This is a genomic window from Terrimonas alba (genome assembly GCF_042434975.1).
Lineage (GTDB): Bacteria > Bacteroidota > Bacteroidia > Chitinophagales > Chitinophagaceae > Terrimonas_B > Terrimonas_B alba.
This window is the reverse complement of the sequence record NZ_JBHMQM010000003.1, coordinates 179,779-197,370: the sequence shown is the minus strand read 5'-3', so window position 1 is coordinate 197,370 and position 17,592 is coordinate 179,779. Positions and strand designations below refer to the sequence as shown.

Here is a 17,592-nt window from a genome sequence, read left to right as displayed (position 1 = left end):
TAAAAATCAGGGATGATGTAAGGTCGGTTACTTTCATCAATAACTCTCTTATTATTGGTGTGAATAATGGAAATATTAAAATGTATCAATTAAAATAAAACACAATCCTAGTACTCCATTCTTTAGCTCTACAGGATTAAATTAGTTTTGGGAAAAATAATTGCTACTAAAAATGCTCCGGTGATGGAGCATTTTTAGTAGAAGAAAAATTACAATAGATCGGTGATCCTGTGATTGCTTACTGTCAATTCACCTCAATCTCATCTACAAATAACCAGGGCTTATTGCCGGCTCCGGGTTTATCGTCGGGAATTTTTCCGAGGTTTTTCACAACTACTTTGATATAGCGGGTTGAAATGGGAGAGAAAGCAACTTTGATGACACCATTTGAACCGGTTGTTTTCTCGAAGTTTTCGCTTTTGCCAACCGAACTAAAGTTTTGTCCATCTGTCGACACGAATATTTCAGCAGATTGTGGTGGATAGATCCACGAGCCACCGGAAACCAAACTATGAATAACGGCATTGCTAATATTTTGCGTGGCACCTAAATCGATGACAGCTTCTAAATCATCTCCGCTCCATCCGAGAAATTCACGGCTACGGCCCAGGCCTTTTTCATTTTGTACGCCATTTACTAATGTAAAGGCGCCATCGCCGGGATAGTTGTTAGATGGCTCAGTTGTAAGCGTTATTTTTTTGCCGGTTGCTTTATTGAAATAAAACTTTTGTGTTATCGGATTGCCAATCATTTTTCCATTAACAGCATTCCAACCTGTTATAGCACCAGTTGCGGTTATCGTGATAGGGGCGTTATATTTTTCGCCAGCAGAAACCTGGCCCGCGAATGGTTCATCAACCGCATGCTGCTTGAAAGTTGTCTGAGCTGTCGGGTGTTTTGATTCCAGTTTCCACTGTACTCCAACATTATTTTCGCTCGGTTGCACTGTCGTTTTCAAATCGAAATAAGCCTTGCTATAATTAGCATTCCACAGATCGAATCTTTTAAAATGAGCAGGTAATCTCGTTTCAAAATCATCCCAGTTTTTTGACTCCAGCGGGCTCCACAACACTTCGCTCAATGCCGTCAAACGGGGAAGAAGCATGTATTCTACTTTCCTCGGATTTTTCATGTATTCTGTCCACAGGTTAGCCTGTGCTCCCAATACATATTTGCTTTCATCAGCATTCAATTCTTTTGGTACCGGGTTATAAGCATATACTTTTTCCAGCGGGTTGTAACCACCAATGGTTACTGAATCTTCATTCAGGCTTTGTGTATGATCAAAGTAAACGGGATTGCCCGGCGTCATGATCACATCATGTTTTTGTTTGGCTGCGGCAATTCCACCTTCTTCACCCCGCCAGCTCATCACTACAGCTTTTGGGGCTAAGCCGCCTTCTAATATTTCATCCCAGCCTATCAATGTTTTTCCTTTACTGTTCAGGTATTTTTCAATGCGCTGAATAAAATAACTCTGTAATTCATGTTCGTCTTTCAGATTATGCTCTTTCATTCGTTGCTGGCAACGGGGACATTTTTTCCAATGTGTTTTCGGGCACTCATCACCACCGACATGGAAATACTTCGATGGGAAAAGTGGTAGTACTTCATCTATTACATTTTGCAGGAAAAGAAAAGTTGAATCGTTGCCCGCACAAAAAACGTCATCAAAAACACCCCAGGTTTCCTGCACTAATTTTATTCTTCCTTTGGCTTGTTGGTCTACGCTTGTTGACGAAATCATATTAGCCGGGATAGCAGTAGGCTGGTTAGGGAAACAACTGAGCCAGGGATATGCAGCAATGGCGGCGCTGCCGTGTCCGGGCATTTCAATTTCAGGTATCACTTCTACAAATCTTGCTTTCGCATAATTCACTATTTCTTTAATCTCCTGTTGCGTATAAAAACCATCATACCGGGTATTATCATTTCCGGTGCCGGGATAACGTCCGATGATGGTTCCATTTCTCCAGCCGCCCACAGAAGTAAGTTTTGGATATTTTTTTATTTCAATCCGCCATCCCTGGTCTTCTGTCAAATGCCAATGAAAAGTATTGAGCTTATAATAAGCGATATAATCAATGTATTTTTTAATGAATTTGACGGGGAAAAAGTGACGCCCAACATCAAGATGTAAACCGCGATAAGCAAAGCGGGGCGAGTCTTCTATCGACACATGTGGAATATACAATTTAGCAGGGCGCATCTTCATCTTTGCATCTGGTACGGGCAACAATTGAATCAATGTTTGTATACCGTAAAAAACACCGTTTGCATTATCACCTGCAATATAAACGCCTTTATTGTCAACCGTCATGCGATAAGCACCGGCCACCGGGTTATCCATTCGTTCATAGTTCAGGCGGATTGCATTATTACCAGCGGCTTTTTTAACCACTTTTAATTTGAACAAGTAAAACTGCTGGAGGTATTCATTCAATAATGCCGCCGTTTGCTCAAGGTTGCTCCCTTCCAATACAATTTGCGTGGCCGGGGTAATACTGAATTTAGCGGCGATCCTGGGTTGTTTTATAGAAACGGGTTTGGGAACAACGGTGATATCCTGTGCCTGCAGACAGCAGGAAAACAAAACAAGTCCCGTCAAAACAAATGTTAGCCTCATAGTATCGTTTAATTTAAAAGTGCCAATTTAGGCCATTGTGTAATGCTTTGATAAATAAATTCTATGGCAAACGTTTGCTCAAAATAGTAATTGATCCGGGTTTAAGATGGCGAAACAAATTCAATCGTTGCTTTAAATATGGAGGATGTTTCCTATTTTGGTGATCCAGTTTCTTAAGTTTTTATGAATAACAATAAAGAGGTAATCGAAAAATTTTACTCAGCGTTCCAACATCTGGATTATAAAATCATGCAGAGTTGTTACAGCGATGACATTATTTTTAGTGACCCCGTTTTCCTGGTGCTCAAAGGCGATGAAGTGAGATCGATGTGGGAAATGCTTTGTAAAAATGCAAGGGATTTTTCACTTACTTTTTCGGATATAGAATTGATCGATGAGGAGTATGCCACTTGTAGCTGGACCGCCAATTATATTTTTTCAAAAACAGGAAACCGTGTCATCAATCATATCAAAGCGTTCATGCGGTTGAAAGATGGAAAGATTATTGAGCATAGCGATGGCTTTCGTCTTAGTACTTGGGCAGCGCAAGCCCTTGGCTGGAAAGGAGTATTGTTTGGATGGACAGGCTTTATGAAAAGAGGCATTCAAAAGAATGCGAGGAGAAACCTGGCTTATTTTATGCAAAGCAAGAACGCCAGCCAAAACTGACCGGCGTTATTTCATAACCGTAAAAGTTTATACCGTCACCTTATCTTTTGAAAGATTTTCTACCAACCATAGATACTCTGCAATAAAATTGTTGACATTATGCTGGAAGCTTTGATCCAGCAGGTTTCCCGATTTGTCAAACTTTTTGTCAACACCTGGCACGATCAACAAGTAAGGTGAAGCAATACCAAATAAAGCTGCCACCAGCAGAAGCATCTGTTGAGTCGCTCTCATACCGCCCATAGCACCCGGGGAGGCCGTTGCAATACCAAAAATCTTATGATGCTGTTTTGGAAAATGGTCTAACAGGTTTTTGAGAGAAGGGGAGTAGCTTCCATTATATTCAGGAGAAACCAGGATAAAGCCATCTGCCGCAAATACCCTTTCGCTTAAGCTCCTCCATTGTTCAGGGGTATTTTCCACTGAAGTAAAAACTGATTGCATGGGCGGAAGATCCCATTCTTCCATATCAATTAATCCAACCTCATGATCTGTAGTTTCTGTAAGTGTCTTATGCAGGTGAAGAGCCACCCTGCGGGTCACACTATTGACACGGGGGCTGCCCGATATTATTTCAATTCTCATTTTTTCAAAATTAAGTGCAAAATTATACAGTTTAATGTTTGAACATCAAATAATATTCTTCATTTATGTACCCTCAGTAATGGCAGCAAGAAGCCCGGTCTTGTCATGTTTTCACCTTTTATCATAAAGGATTAACTTTTTGCAACCCGATAAATAGATTCTGAAGCTGAATCAGTTAATTTCGATGATTCAAAAATAAACAATGATTAACCGAAGAAAGTTTATATCCTCATCCGTATTAAGTTCAGCTGGCATATTTGCAAGCAAATTTGTTTCTGGCCAGCAAAGCTATCGGGCTGTGAAAGGCAAGGCCATTGTTATTTCCACCTGGGATGCCGGACTGGAAGCCAACAAAGGCGCCTGGAAAGTGCTGGAAGCAGGGGGCCGGGCCTTGGACGCAGTTGAACAGGGCGTGATGGTGACAGAAGCTTCGCAAAACTGTTGTGTTGGATTGGGAGCTAACCCTGACCGGGATGGTTTTGTGACGTTGGACGCCAGTATCATGGACGAGTTTTATAATTGTGGTAGTGTGGCATTTCTTGAAAGAATCAAACATCCTATTTCTGTAGCAAGGCGGGTGATGGAAAAAACGCCGCATGTGATGCTGGTCGGAAGTGGTGCCCAGCAATTTGCAATCGCTGAGGGTTTCCCTTTGGAAGAACAGAAGCTATCTCCCGATGCACAAAAGACATATGAAAACTGGCTTCAGAAATCAGAGTATAAGCCAATTATTAATATTGAGAACCTGCCTGTCCGGCAGGCAGGCAAAGGCAATCGCGGTCCCTTTGCCCCGTCACGATTGGAATCGGGTGATTGGAACCATGATACGATTGGGATGGTAGCGATGGATGCGAAAGGCAATTTGAGTGGTAGTTGTACTACCAGTGGTATGGGTTTTAAAATGCGTGGCAGACTTGGCGATTCACCCATAATCGGCGCTGGTTTATTTGTAGACAACGAAGTGGGTGCTTGTACAGCAACCGGGCAAGGTGAGGACGTGATTCGTGTGGCCGGTTCTCACACCGTAGTAGAGTTAATGCGGCAGGGATTATCCCCTGAAATGGCTTGTCGAAAAACGATTGAGCGAATTGTGAAGATCAAACGTGATAAAGCGAAAGATATACAGGTAGCCTTTCTCGCTTTAAATAAAAAAGGACAGGTGGGGTCCTTTGCAATCCATAAAGGATTTAGCTATGCAGTTAAATCGAATGAAATAGAAAAACTGGTAAATGCTAAAAGCTACTTCACAAAATAAATTTATGAATCAGGATTTTGCGACAGACAGGATCAACGATCTCAAAAAATAATTTTTCAAGTTGAAATACATCATTGAAATCGCCACCTCTGATTTTTTGACAACAAAATCTGCAGTAGAAGGTGGAGCCGACAGAATTGAACTATGCGCCAATCTTGGAGAAGGTGGTACTACTCCATCTTATGGGCATATAAAAAAATGCAGAGAGAGTTTTAATGTATTGATCTATCCCATCATTCGACCCAGGGGAGGGGATTTTTTATTTACTGATGAAGAATTTGACATCATGCTGCAGGACGTGAAGTTGTGCAAGCAACTGGGTTGCGATGGAGTAGTTATTGGTTTGCTAAACCGTGATGGCAGTATCGATAAAAAAAGATCATCACGGTTGGTAGAGGCTGCATACCCGTTGGGTGTTACTTTTCACCGGGCCTTCGATCGTTGCCTTGATCCTTTTGTAGCACTGGAAGAAATCATAGAGATCGGGTGTGAAAGGGTACTGACATCGGGGCAAAAACCTGCTGCACCTGATGCCGCAGAGTTAATAGCTCAACTAAATAAAGCGGCGGCTGATCGCATCATCATCATGCCGGGTAGCGGAGTGCGAAAAGAAAATATCAGGCAATTAGCTGAGGCGACAGGCTGTGTTGAATTTCATTCTTCGTTGCGCAGTAAAGAAGCAAGCAAAATGGATTTTATTCATCCGTCGTTTGCTGGTTCCGATGACGACTATATGAACAACGCCATTAATCCACAGGATGTGATCCATTTTCGAAATGCACTTCTTTCTTAATTAACCTGTTTTCCTGTTTAATAAAAATATATGCGTACAATTCCATTGCTGGTGGTGTCTAATGTCTTTATGACTTTTGCGTGGTATTATCATTTAAAGCATCAAGGTTGGCCATTGTGGAAGGCGATTGTTATCAGTTGGTTCATCGCTTTTATTGAATATTGTTTAGCTGTACCAGCCAATCGGTTAGGGCACAGCGGTGGATTTAATCTCTTCCAGCTAAAAATTATACAGGAAATAATTACGCTTGCTGTATTCGGTTTCTTTGCGGTGCTCGTAATGAAAGAAGCATTTCACTGGCGATACCTGGTGAGCTTTGCTTTTTTACTGGGAGCTGTTTATTTTATGTTTACCAAAAGATTTGGCTAATACGGTTCAATTATCACCGGGAGAAAGATGATCTGCTTTTGATCGTTGCCGCTGCCTGCGTACCAGGTCAGCTTTTACTTTATGTACAATAGAGCTACCAAGAAATAAAAGACCTGCATTTAATGTAACTACTGAGATAACGGCCCAAATGACCCAATCCTTTTCATTCTGGATGGTGAGGCCCGCATATAAAATTGAACAAATGCCGGTGGTAGTGAATACGAGACCAACAAGCATGTTGATAATGAATTTTCGTTCCCGGTTAGTGGACATGGCAATGGATTTTGGTTTAAGCAAGCAATTTACCGACGGCATAGCATTTTGTTAATACTATACAGGTCTATTCCAATTTAAGGTAGATGTTTTTAGATTTGTTTCCTAATATTACACATGAAAAAAATATCCCTTTTATTCGCTACTCTTTTCTTGGGTTATGTAGTGTTTGGACAAGAAGCCCCTGAAGGATTATTTCTTAACTCCCGTGCTCCCGATTTTAAAGCAAAGGACCAGAATGGAAACGATGTCCGGTTAAAAGATCTGTTGAAGAAAGGAAAAGTGGTGCTGGTTTTTTACCGGGGTGAATGGTGTCCTTATTGCAACAAAAATTTAAAGCGATTGGAAGATTCATTGCAGTTGATCACTGCCAGGGGTGCAACGTTGGTGGCTGTTTCACCGGAGAAACCTGAAAGCATTACCAAAACCATCGAAAAAACAAAAGCTGAATACTCCATCCTTCATGACGAAGAATTAAAGATTATGAAAGCTTACGACGTAGAGTTTGAAGTCCCAGAAAATACGTTAAAACGCTACCGGAATGCCGGTATAAAAATCGACGAAGTGAATGGGAAGAATGGCAATTACCTGCCTGTGCCGGCAACATACATTATCGATAAAGAAGCAAATATTACTTATCGCTTTTTCAACCAGGATTATAAGAAGAGACCTTCAGTAAAGGAAATACTGGATCACCTGTAAAAGGTCACTGCTTATTTCCACAGCACTTTTCCAATTTTTCCATTATTACCGGCCAGGAAAATAGCGGTACCTATTCTCGCAATGCGGCATACGTGAAAACTTTCTTTGCTGATCCATTTCCAGTTTTTGCCGGCATCTTTGGAATAATCCACGCCGTTCAACCCGCAGGCCAGCACATCTTTTTTCGACAAAAATTCAACGCTGCTTCGATAGCCATGCGGTGGCCTAACCGGTGTCAGCCATTTTTTGCCGCCATTCAAAGAGTAAACACAATTTTTATCGGTTATAGAGTCGGCGCTGAAATCGCCACCCACTATCACCATTCGCTGGCCGGGCTTATCGGGAATTCCTTCGTCGTAAATGTCTATTGAATTGGCGCCAGTACTTTCTTTGCCTTGTATTACCGGGAGATCAGTAGCCTTTGAGTTTGTGATCAACCTTGATCGCAGCCCACCGCTGACAATAAAATAATCATCGTTTGAAAATAGTTTGATATTGCTACCGCTGGAAGCAAAAAAAGCTTCACCACTGTCGGCCACGGGCCTGTTATTATTTTCTTCAATTTCAGTCCAGGTATTGCCCGTGTCATCCGTTTTTGCAATGAATATTTTTCCGTTGATCGGGTCACCCACTACAATGCCTTCACGGCTATTAGCAAAGTCCATTGCATCCAGGAACATTCCTTTTGTTTTATTCTCATAAACCACCCGCCAGCTTTCGCCACCATTATTGGTTTTTAAAATATACGCCGGATCGGCAATGCCCATGATTATAGCTATATTGGCATCAAATGCTTCGATATCGCGGAAATCAGTCTTTTCAAATCCATTTACCGTCATCCATTTCCAATTTTTGCCGCCATTTACACTCTTGCCAACGGTTCCATTGCTGCCACTCACCCAAATGATATTGTCATTTACCACACTCAGGCCTCTTAAGCTTGTTTTGGTGCCTGATGTGAGTACCTCAATGGAAGGCGATTGCGCAAATGCGTTACTGACTATAAAAAGGAATAAAAAAAGGATGTTCAGTTTTTTCATATTTACCAGATGAGCTAACAAGATAAAAGGTTTCGCGGACTAATCATAGCCGTTTAATTCAAAACAGCTGATGAAAATTTATTATTTTTAATCATCAATCAAACCCTGTTTTATGAAGAAATTTTTTCTGCTGCCCTTGATGCTGGTAAGCCTGATGTTTTTTTATTCCTGCCAAAAAGAAAAGAGCTATGAATCCAGCAGCCAGCAATCCGCCGGGTCACTCCTGGACGACGCAGGTGGTGAATGTTTACCTAAAACGGTGAATGGCGTTTATGAAGCAGGTACTGCACTCAATTCAGCCGACAATTATATCGATGTACAGATCAATGTAAGCCAGGCTGGTTCTTATACGGTGTTTACCGACACAGTGAATGGGAATTTTTTTCGGGCTACCGGGAATTTTGGAAGTACAGGTCTCAACACTATCAGGTTATTGGGAAGTGGCACACCGGTGAATGCAGGCAACTTTTTCTATGAAGTCCAGTTCGATACTTCGGTATGTGTGGTGGCCATTACAATTCTACCGCAGGGCGGCGGAGTGCCTGCTGTTTTTACATTGGCTGGAAGTCCCGATGTTTGTTTGGATTATCTGTTGGCCGGGAATTACGCTGTGGGTACTGCAATGACCGCTGCAAATACGGTTGCCATTAAGGTGAATGTCACAACAGCGGGTACCTATGATTTAACTACGCAGACCAGCAACGGGATAACTTTCTCCGGATCGGGAGTTTTGGCGACAGGGCAACAAACCATTACCTTAACTGCAAGCGGCACTCCTGCACAGGCAGGTAGTACCAATATTCCTGTTGATGCAGGTACTTCAGCCTGCAGTTTCACCATCGATGTGACATCACAATTTGATTACTTCCCCCGTAGTGCCAACAGCAACTGGAGTTATCAGTTTGATGATGATGCCAATGATTCGTTGTGGATTCGGGCTAAAGCAGGGGCCGTCGTATTGGATGGTAACACCTATACAATTTTTGAAGCTACTGACAGCGGCGCTATTTTCAGTGATTATGCAGCTTACCGTAAATCGGGTGGGGATTATCATTCTTATCTGGTTTTCGAAGATGGCTCGGGTCTTGATTATATCATGTTAAAAGACAATGTGCCGGTAAACACAACCTGGGAATCAGACTCAGTAGGTGTAGTGATAAGCGGAATTCCGGTTTATATCCGGATTGCCCTTAAAATTGATCAGAAAGATGTCAATATTACCGTAGGAGGCACTGCTTATCCCAATACTATTGTTGTAACGGAAAAGTATGAATATTTCACAGGCACAGGCTGGGCAGATTTAACGGACCAGGTCGGGTATTATAAATCTTACTATGCGAGAAATGTTGGCCTGATTAAATTTGAATCTTATTATGAGGCGGGCAATACTAATCCTCCGTTAGAGTACAAGCAAGAGTTGCGACGATACCAGGTATTCTGATAATAAAAAAGAGGATGTTGAATAAGCATCCTCTTTTGGTAATAATATGGTGTTGTAATTAAAAACCTTTTTTCTCCGCTGATTTCAACGGCGGTAATTTGAAATTATCCAATACACTTTTTTGAGCGATCATCTTTTCAATATCCTCAATAGAGCGGGGTGCAAAACGGGAGAGAAGTTCATAACCGTTTTCGGTGATTAACGCATCGTCTTCAATACGCACTGCAATACTCCACCATTTTTTATCACAATTGCTTCCTTCGGGAATATAAATGCCGGGCTCAATGGTCATCACCATGTTCTTTTTCATCGTGCTGTAATTACCCCTGTCGTGTACGTCAAGGCCGATATGGTGGCCCAGGCCATGCGGATAGTATTTAGAGGTCTCTGATTTATCTTTTATGATACCCAGTTTTATCAATCCTTCTGTAATCGTATTCCGGGCGGCTGTCTCAGCATCCTTCCATTTCGATCCGTTTTTCAGTGTTTTAAAAGCTGCTTCCTGCGCATCGTAGACAATCTGGTAGATCAGTTTTTCTTCGGGGGAAAACTTACCATTAGCAGGAATCGTCCTGGTGACATCTGCTGTATAGCCATGATATTCGGCGCCCACATCCATTAGCAATAGTGAATTGCCAACCCTGGTTTTCGTATTTTCCATATAGTGAAGGATACAGCCATTTTCACCAGCACCGATTATAGAACCGTATCCAACACCTTCTGCACCGTACTTTTTGTGCACATATTCATGCAGGCCTTGTATCTCCAGTTCACTCATGTCCGGTCGAACCGCTTTCATGACTTCATTTTGTCCCTGGCAGGATATTTCAACGGCTTTACGCAGCAATACCATTTCTTCGGGGGTTTTTATTTCACGCAAGCCTGCTGTCAGCTGGTAATAGGCTTTGGTATCAAAACGTTTGTCTTTTGCGTAGTCGTCAGGTATTGCCGCTTTTTGTTTGAACTGTTGTAAAAGATCATGCAATTCTGCTTTATCCCAGCGGCTGTCCGATACATCATCCGGCAGCGGTGCAAAAAGTATTTTGTCGAATTTGGAGAAATCAATGGCGAACTTTGAAAAAGCATCACCATTATAAGCCATCGCAAGCCCTAATTTTTCTTTGGCGCCTTCAGTACCGAGCCTTCTGCCTGTCCATTGCTCAGCTTGTGCGTTTCTTTTTTGCACAAAAAGTACTTCATTGTATTTATTACCAGTTGAGTCAGTTTGTTCATCTTTAAACACCAACAGCATTGAATTCGGTTCCTTGTACCCGCTGAAATAATACATGTCAGGGTTTTGATGATAGAAATAATCTACATCGTTCGAAAAGTTGCGGGTGGGGTAAGCAAAGATGACGGCTACCGAATTGTCCGGCATGTTTTCCCGGAGAGCAGCCCTTCGGCCAGCATGAAACTCCCTGCTCAGGTAATCTTTTGGCAAATCTTCATCGGCCTGTTGCACGGAGGGTTGCGCCAGGCAAAATGCACTGATGAGTAAAGCAGGAAAAAAAGCAGTGAGCTTTTTATAAAAAAACTGTGGCATAAAAAAGGTGATTAGTTGGACTAAAAATAATCCATACCAATCACCTGGAGAATAAAAATACATGAATGGTTTTACCTATTCGTCATCTTCCTCTTCATAATATGCATCTTCGCTGGTATAATGTTCTTCCCAGGCTTTCACCGCTTCATCACTCAGGCATTCGATGATATCGAACAGCCCTTCTTTTTTTAGTTTCCACTCTGTCAGCGTGGGATCTTCAAACCGTTGAACAAAAATGCAATGATCTGTTTCTACCGCAACCTTGATGAGAGTAATAGGCGAATCTTCTTGTTCCCTGACCAGGTAATAACATCCGTTTTCCAATAAATCATACGTGTACATACAGCCTCCCTTTATTTTATTTTCTTTTAAATCGTTCTTTAGCTCCAGTCGTTACCATCCAAGTTGGATCAGCAATTAGCTCGACTCTTGCAGTTGATAATGGGAGAATTTTAAGAGGGGTTAGCGGGTGACCCAAAATTAGCGATTTGGAAGATTGGCAGTTGGAAATTCTAAAGTGGCAATTAAAATATTTTTATAAAATTTTCAAGCGGTTGATTTTCAGGGCTTTAAAATATTTATCTCAAATTATTAAATAATAAAATCAATTCTCTCATTTACAGGATATTGTGGCTGGATAAGTCAGCACTGCCTCACTTTGCTCTTTTGTCAGGACTATTTGAGAGCTGCTTTGCTGGAGGGTATTTTCAAAAACCAAACGGTTTTTATCGTTGGAAAAATTGGTAAACAATGAGTGAATAGCTCCTTTTTCAGGGCGATTCATATCAAGCATTTTCGGGTTGGTATTGCAGGAGAAATCAAAGTCTGCAAAGCTGAATGACCGTAGTTGTTGAAATTGTTGTGTTTTAAAGAAGACGGATTTATTGCTGATATCGTACACGATGCTCCATTTGGTATAATCACCCTGGGCTACTTTATTCAGTATTGTAAATGAATAGTCAATAATGGATGTATTGCCGGGTTTGACTTTATAATCCTGTATCATAGTACAAACCGTGGAAAATCGTTCCAGTGAATTATTTCCCTTTGCTGCGCCACTGGAATAACTGGAAAGTGATGTTGAATAAGTATCATTGGTTAGGGCCGGCTGTGGCATGGACTGACCTGTATGCACTTCCATTTTCCCGTTGAGAAATTCTATTGAAGCCGTGTGTCCGTTTGCATCAGCAATAAGATAGTGGAGGGGCACATCCCCGGCTGCAATACGAACCTGTTTATCGCTCGCTATCACTTCTTCGATAGTGGAATGATTATCGAGCTGGTACTGGATCCACTGCAATACGCCGATAGCGGGACGTTCATCGGGCTTGGGGTAAACAGTTCCATCCAGCCACATCAATTCGACTACAAGTCCCGTTTCGTTCATGCCGCCCGTTGGAAACTCTTTGCCATATTGGTTGAAGGTTATGCTGCCATATTTAGAAATCCAACTGATGGTTTTTCCATTGTTTGTCGGGACCGAAGTTTTTGAAAGGCCGCGGAGATTCGTACAAACCATACCGGAATCGGACATCCAGTCATAGTTGCGGCCAAATACCATTTTACCATTGTAGTTGATAAAAAAAGTAGAGCAGGGTAGAACAGTGTTGCTATAAATAAGCAACAGCAGGGAAGCAATTATTTTTTGAGCAGACATGACGAACTCATATTTTTAGTTAAATACCGTTTCGAGGACTGAATCATCCAGGCTGCGAAACGGTATTTAAAAGGGCGTTGGCATTAGCTAAACAAGCATCTCTTTTTGCATTCTTTTTTTACGTCTTGTTTCTGATGTTTTTCGATTGCTTGTTTTTCGCTTTTGCTGTTGTGCAGGCTTGCATAAGCGAATGCTGCTGCGCCACCTGCCAGTGCCAGGGCTACAATGTATTTTTTCATAGCCTATGTTTTTGTACTTAAAAGTTACGATGATTTTTGGAACGAGCCCCGGCTTTTAGACAAATGGTAAAAATGTTTCGATGCCAGGTCGCCGCTTCGTGGGCGAAGGGTCGTATAAAAGAGCTAGCCTGTGATCCATAAATGAGTCCCGAAGTGAGTTCTTTCCTGATGGACCATCAATCTTGCATGCGATGATCCTCAGAAAAACAAAAACCAATTTCCCCAAAATCCTTTTTCATCTCTATAATCGTGGTTCTTTTTCTTTATATATTTGCAACCCCGACTCCCTAGCTCAGTTGGTTAGAGCTACTGACTCTTAATCAGTAGGTCCTGGGTTCGAGTCCCAGGGGGGTCACAAAGCTTCATCTTCCGGTGAAGCTTTTATTTTACCATAAAAGAAATGTTCATGATCACTTCCGAAACAATGACACTGGCGCAACAACTGTGGGACTATCATCATGTCAATCACCAATTATCTAAAGCTGATTGTATCCTGGCGCTGGGCAGTCATGACTTGCGGGTGGCTGATCGGGCTGCAGAGTTATATTTGGCGGGCTGGTCACCACTGGTAATAATGTCTGGTGGGCTCGGCAATTTTACCCAAAACATGTGGACCGAAAAAGAAGCGGATCGTTTTGCAACAGTCGCTATCCAAAAAGGTGTGCCGGCTGAAGCGATATTAATAGAAAATCAATCCAGCAATACGGGTGAAAATATTTTATTTACTCAACAATTGCTGTTACAAAGGGGACTTGACCCACATTCCTTTATCGTGGTGCAAAAGCCATATATGGAGCGCAGAAGTTTTGCAACGTTTAAAATGCATTGGCCGGAAAAACATCTCATTGTCACCTCACCGCAAATGACCTTCGCCGAATATCCCAATGAAGAAATCCCAATGGAACGGGTGATCAATATCATGGTCGGAGATCTGCAGCGTATTAAACTATATCCTGCCAAAGGATTTCAAATCCACCAGGATATACCCGATGATGTATGGGAAGCTTATGAGCAGCTTGTGGCATTGGGGTATGATACGCATTTGGTGAAGGATTAGGTTGATCAAATGTCAAACAGGATTTAATGATCAATAAATAATTCTTATATTTAGTAGCAAACCAAAACTCATGAAGATCGCATTAACCAATGTGTATGTTCCTGATCCGATTGCTGCTCACCAATTCTATACGGAAGTATTGGGTTTTGCCAGTAAAATGTATATTCCGGATGCTTACCTTGCTATTGTGGCTTCACCTGAAGACATGGATGGTACAAGATTGTTGCTGGAACCAAACTCCAATCCCATTGCAAACGCTTACCAGGAAGGACTCTATGCCGCGGGGCTTCCTGTTATTGTATTTTCAACTGATGATATTCAGCAAGAATACGAAAGATTGAAAGCCCTGGGTGTGGTATTTCGAAAAGAGCCGACAAAAACAGATTGGGGCACCGATACCATTTTCGAAGACGGTTTTGGAAACCTGGTACAGATTATCCAATTGCAATAAATCAGAAAACAACTGCTGCTTTCTTACCGGGTGAAGGTTCATTGGTGTGGTATATCAACCTTCTTGGGTTTGTCCATTATCCTTTGTTACCCGATAAATGTTTGGCTAAGGAAATTTTTAGCAGCTTTATTAACTACGACAAATCTTGACCGGCAAACCGTTTTATTTAAGTTTGGTCACGCATGGTTGTGATGTTATTTCCTATATCAGTGCAGGGATTCATTATTTCTTTCTCGCTGCCAAAATTGTAAAATCACCGGATTATATTTCAGCTGCTCCAAACGAAACGTTTAAAAATATCCGCAATATCTGGTGCACCCGGATCACCAGGCGGGTGGTGTCCGCTTTAGTAAGAAGTCCTTTACGGAAAACTGTGTTAAGTCTCGTTCAGTTTACCAATATGCTGCCTGCTGACAGGGGTTGTGTTATCGTCACTTGTCATACACCCTGGAAGAGATTGATCGTCCAATGGTGCCTGGATAACAAAATAGCCCTCATCATATCAAATGGAACCTGGACACACCAGAAGCGAAGCATACAAAGACAGGGTGCAGGATTTTCGGACTTGAGAGATATTGTGAAACACCTGCGGCAAAATGGCCGGGTGATCATAGCCGGCGATATTTTCAACAAGCTGGACAATTGTCCAGTAAAATTTTTTGAAAATAATTGCAATGCTTCTTTGTTCCCGGTACGGCTGGCAAGGATAGCTAATGTGCCGCTGGTGACTGCCGTGCCTGCACTTCGCAACGGGGCTGTACACATCGACTATGGTCCACAGTTTGACAATAGCCTGCAACAAATGGACGACCATCACATCATGCAGCATCTTATCTCATTTTTTGAAGAGGAGATAAAAAAAGAACCAGGGATTTGTCCTGTGTTGACTATGTAGTTGTTGGATAAGCAAAACAACAAGTCCAAGCAAACATTATTTGTAACTTTTCTCCTAGGAAGCTGTTTAAAAATGCAAAAGTAGAACGCTGATAACGCTGATTATTATAATTTATTAAGATGAAATCCACGAAGTCATCACTATCATAACATATCTGCGTTCTGAATTTAAATAGCTTCCAAGAAAAAATCGCAATTATGAATAATCACACAGAAAATTTTGCCAAAGCCGAAATGCTTATCCGCAAACCTGTAGCAGAAGTTTTTGAAGCCTTTATCAACCCGGCGATTACTACAAGATTTTGGTTTACCAAAAGCAGTGGCAGGGTAGAACCCGGTAAAGACCTTGAATGGATATGGGAAATGTATAATTATACGGCCCCGGTGAAAGTTTTATCAGTTGAACCCAATAAACAAATCGTCATTGAGTGGGGTAACCGGGATGAAGTTACCAAAGTAGAATGGTCATTTAAAAGCCTGGAAGCCGGAACTTTTGTAAGCATTATCAATAGCGGATTTAAAGGAAGCACCGACCAAATCATAGCACAGGTTCGTGATTCAACAGAAGGGTTCACTCTCGTTTTAGCCGGATTAAAAGCCTTGTTGGAACATACTATACAACTTAATCTTGTGAGTGACCGGTTTCCGCAAGGATTGACATAAAGTATCGCCGGTTAATTTAATTCTTGCATTCAATGGCTGCTTTGCATGACAAGTATTCGTGACTAAATAATTCAAATAATATGATGATGAACTAAATTGTAAATCATTTAAAGTTATTAGCATGTCCGTCAACAGAAGATTTTTTTTAAAATCATCCGCAGTAGCAGCGATACCCGCCTTTCTCCCGGTTGCGTCTTCATTCGCCAATGAATCAAATAGCAATAACCGGGTCGCTGGCAACTCCATCATCAAATTTTTTGGTGATGGCGAAATGTTTGAGCCTGCGGAGTACATCAGCGAATTACAAAAAGCACATACTTCCAATGCGATTGTCAGAGACCGGTACGGCCTGGGTGGAGTAGTAGAGGCAATGGAGAAAAAGTTTGTCGAAATAACGGGCAAAGAACAAGCCATCTACATGCCCAGCGGTACCATGGCCAACCAGTTTGCTATTGCAACTCTTTGTGGAGAGAATACAAAAGTGTTTGTTCAGGATACCAGTCATGTATACAGGGATGAAGCCGATGCAGCACAATCGGTTTTTGGAAAAAGATTAATGCCTTTGGCAAAGGATGAAACCTTTTTTACTGCGCAACAGCTCCAGGAGGCAATAGCATCGCTGTCGGAACAAGAGGTTTTTAAAAGCGGGGTCGGAGCCGTTTCAATAGAAAATCCCGTGAGGCGTACCAGCGAACGTATGGTTCCTATAGGGGAGATAAAAAAGATAAGCAGTTTTTGTCGCAGTAATAATATCGGGCTTCATCTGGATGGCGCCCGTGTTTACATGGCTTCGGCGTGGTCGGGTATATCCGTTAAGGAATACTGCTCTTATTTTGATACGGTGTATATTTCATTGTATAAATACTTCGGTGCTGCAGGTGGCGCTATTCTCTGCGGTGAAAAATCGGTGATTGACAAAATGCCACACCTCATCAAGATACATGGTGGAAATATGTATAGCAATTGGACCAACGCGGCAATGGCTCTTTACCGGCTCGAAGGTTTTGAGCAGCGTCTGCAGGATTCCATCAAACAAGCTAATGAATTGTTTTCAGCATTAAACAAAACGAAATCCTTTAAGATATCACCACTGGATGGCGGTACCAATATCTATAAAATGGAGTTAGCTAAGGAGATCGACGGTAAGAAAATGCAGGAAAAGCTGAGAACAGCCTATGATATAAGAATAGGCCTGCCCAACGATAAAAATGTCGGACAGCTCACGGTAAATGAAACTATCCTTTACCAGCCTGTTGATTATATTATTAAAGCGTTTAAGAAAAGTGCAGACTAAACGCCTTAATGATCCAAAAAATTATTTATTGACTCCAGGTC

At 41.8% G+C, this 17,592-nt stretch carries 19 protein-coding genes and 1 tRNA gene; 12 read left to right on the top strand and 8 right to left on the bottom strand.

Going from position 1 to position 17,592, the window contains the following annotated elements; all coding sequences use genetic code 11:
• Positions 1-244: 244 nt before the first annotated feature.
• On the bottom strand, positions 245-2,626 hold the full coding sequence (locus tag ACFEL9_RS09815; RefSeq protein WP_385889022.1) for a glycoside hydrolase family 20 protein: 2,382 nt from the start codon (positions 2,624-2,626) through the stop codon (positions 245-247).
• Between the two features lie 183 nt (positions 2,627-2,809).
• On the opposite strand from ACFEL9_RS09815, the gene ACFEL9_RS09810 reads away from it, so the two are divergent.
• A complete protein-coding gene (locus ACFEL9_RS09810) occupies positions 2,810-3,295 on the top strand; it encodes a nuclear transport factor 2 family protein (RefSeq protein WP_385889020.1) in 486 nt (161 codons plus the stop codon).
• A 27-nt stretch (positions 3,296-3,322) separates the two neighbouring features.
• On the opposite strand, the gene ACFEL9_RS09805 is transcribed toward ACFEL9_RS09810, so the two are convergent.
• A complete protein-coding gene (locus ACFEL9_RS09805; RefSeq protein WP_385889017.1) occupies positions 3,323-3,880 on the bottom strand; it encodes an NADPH-dependent FMN reductase in 558 nt (185 codons plus the stop codon).
• 202 nt (positions 3,881-4,082) lie between these two features.
• Here ACFEL9_RS09805 and ACFEL9_RS09800 point away from each other — a divergent pair, with 202 nt between their 5' ends.
• From ACFEL9_RS09800 to ACFEL9_RS09790, 3 genes are all read left to right on the top strand, one after another.
• Entirely contained in the window at positions 4,083-5,135 is a 1,053-nt protein-coding gene (locus ACFEL9_RS09800; protein ID WP_385889014.1) for an isoaspartyl peptidase/L-asparaginase family protein, read from the top strand.
• Positions 5,136-5,196: 61 nt separating this feature from the next.
• Complete coding sequence (locus ACFEL9_RS09795) at positions 5,197-5,928, top strand: copper homeostasis protein CutC (protein WP_385889012.1); 732 nt, start codon at positions 5,197-5,199, stop codon at positions 5,926-5,928.
• A gap of 30 nt (positions 5,929-5,958) precedes the next feature.
• Positions 5,959-6,297, top strand: coding sequence for a DMT family protein (locus tag ACFEL9_RS09790; protein WP_385889010.1), 339 nt, complete (start codon positions 5,959-5,961; stop codon positions 6,295-6,297).
• A gap of 6 nt (positions 6,298-6,303) precedes the next feature.
• On the opposite strand, the gene ACFEL9_RS09785 is transcribed toward ACFEL9_RS09790, so the two are convergent.
• Positions 6,304-6,570, bottom strand: a complete 267-nt coding sequence (locus ACFEL9_RS09785) for a hypothetical protein (RefSeq protein WP_385889009.1) — start codon at positions 6,568-6,570, stop codon at positions 6,304-6,306.
• A gap of 117 nt (positions 6,571-6,687) precedes the next feature.
• Between ACFEL9_RS09785 and ACFEL9_RS09780 the strand changes: the two genes are divergently transcribed.
• Positions 6,688-7,272 (top strand): peroxiredoxin-like family protein, encoded by a 585-nt coding sequence (locus ACFEL9_RS09780; RefSeq protein WP_385889006.1) that lies wholly within the window; start codon positions 6,688-6,690, stop codon positions 7,270-7,272.
• 11 nt (positions 7,273-7,283) lie between these two features.
• Here ACFEL9_RS09780 and ACFEL9_RS09775 read toward each other — a convergent pair whose 3' ends face one another.
• Complete coding sequence (locus tag ACFEL9_RS09775) at positions 7,284-8,312, bottom strand: WD40/YVTN/BNR-like repeat-containing protein (protein WP_385889003.1); 1,029 nt, start codon at positions 8,310-8,312, stop codon at positions 7,284-7,286.
• Positions 8,313-8,424: 112 nt separating this feature from the next.
• Between ACFEL9_RS09775 and ACFEL9_RS09770 the strand changes: the two genes are divergently transcribed.
• Positions 8,425-9,753: a hypothetical protein gene (locus ACFEL9_RS09770; protein WP_385889001.1), complete on the top strand. Its 1,329-nt coding sequence runs from the start codon at positions 8,425-8,427 to the stop codon at positions 9,751-9,753.
• A gap of 58 nt (positions 9,754-9,811) precedes the next feature.
• On the opposite strand, the gene ACFEL9_RS09765 is transcribed toward ACFEL9_RS09770, so the two are convergent.
• From ACFEL9_RS09765 to ACFEL9_RS09750, 4 genes are all read right to left on the bottom strand, one after another.
• The gene (locus ACFEL9_RS09765; protein ID WP_385888999.1) at positions 9,812-11,296 is read right to left on the bottom strand and encodes an aminopeptidase P N-terminal domain-containing protein; all 1,485 of its coding nucleotides are present in this window, start codon (positions 11,294-11,296) and stop codon (positions 9,812-9,814) included.
• Positions 11,297-11,371: 75 nt separating this feature from the next.
• Positions 11,372-11,638, bottom strand: coding sequence for a hypothetical protein (locus ACFEL9_RS09760; protein ID WP_385888997.1), 267 nt, complete (start codon positions 11,636-11,638; stop codon positions 11,372-11,374).
• 271 nt (positions 11,639-11,909) lie between these two features.
• Entirely contained in the window at positions 11,910-12,953 is a 1,044-nt protein-coding gene (locus tag ACFEL9_RS09755; RefSeq protein ID WP_385888994.1) for a linear amide C-N hydrolase, read from the bottom strand.
• Between the two features lie 83 nt (positions 12,954-13,036).
• Positions 13,037-13,192: a hypothetical protein gene (locus ACFEL9_RS09750; protein ID WP_385888991.1), complete on the bottom strand. Its 156-nt coding sequence runs from the start codon at positions 13,190-13,192 to the stop codon at positions 13,037-13,039.
• Between the two features lie 281 nt (positions 13,193-13,473).
• Between ACFEL9_RS09750 and ACFEL9_RS09745 the strand changes: the two genes are divergently transcribed.
• The 6 genes from ACFEL9_RS09745 (at position 13,474) to ACFEL9_RS09720 (ending at position 17,551) form a co-directional block, all read left to right on the top strand.
• A tRNA-Lys gene (locus ACFEL9_RS09745) sits at positions 13,474-13,547 on the top strand.
• A gap of 51 nt (positions 13,548-13,598) precedes the next feature.
• A complete protein-coding gene (locus ACFEL9_RS09740; RefSeq protein WP_385888988.1) occupies positions 13,599-14,249 on the top strand; it encodes a YdcF family protein in 651 nt (216 codons plus the stop codon).
• 70 nt (positions 14,250-14,319) lie between these two features.
• The gene (locus ACFEL9_RS09735; RefSeq protein WP_385888986.1) at positions 14,320-14,700 is read left to right on the top strand and encodes a VOC family protein; all 381 of its coding nucleotides are present in this window, start codon (positions 14,320-14,322) and stop codon (positions 14,698-14,700) included.
• Between the two features lie 145 nt (positions 14,701-14,845).
• Positions 14,846-15,595 (top strand): LpxL/LpxP family acyltransferase, encoded by a 750-nt coding sequence (locus ACFEL9_RS09730; RefSeq protein WP_385888983.1) that lies wholly within the window; start codon positions 14,846-14,848, stop codon positions 15,593-15,595.
• Positions 15,596-15,792: 197 nt separating this feature from the next.
• Entirely contained in the window at positions 15,793-16,257 is a 465-nt protein-coding gene (locus ACFEL9_RS09725; protein ID WP_385888980.1) for an SRPBCC family protein, read from the top strand.
• 121 nt (positions 16,258-16,378) lie between these two features.
• On the top strand, positions 16,379-17,551 hold the full coding sequence (locus ACFEL9_RS09720) for a threonine aldolase family protein (RefSeq protein WP_385888977.1): 1,173 nt from the start codon (positions 16,379-16,381) through the stop codon (positions 17,549-17,551).
• Positions 17,552-17,592: the final 41 nt, after the last annotated feature.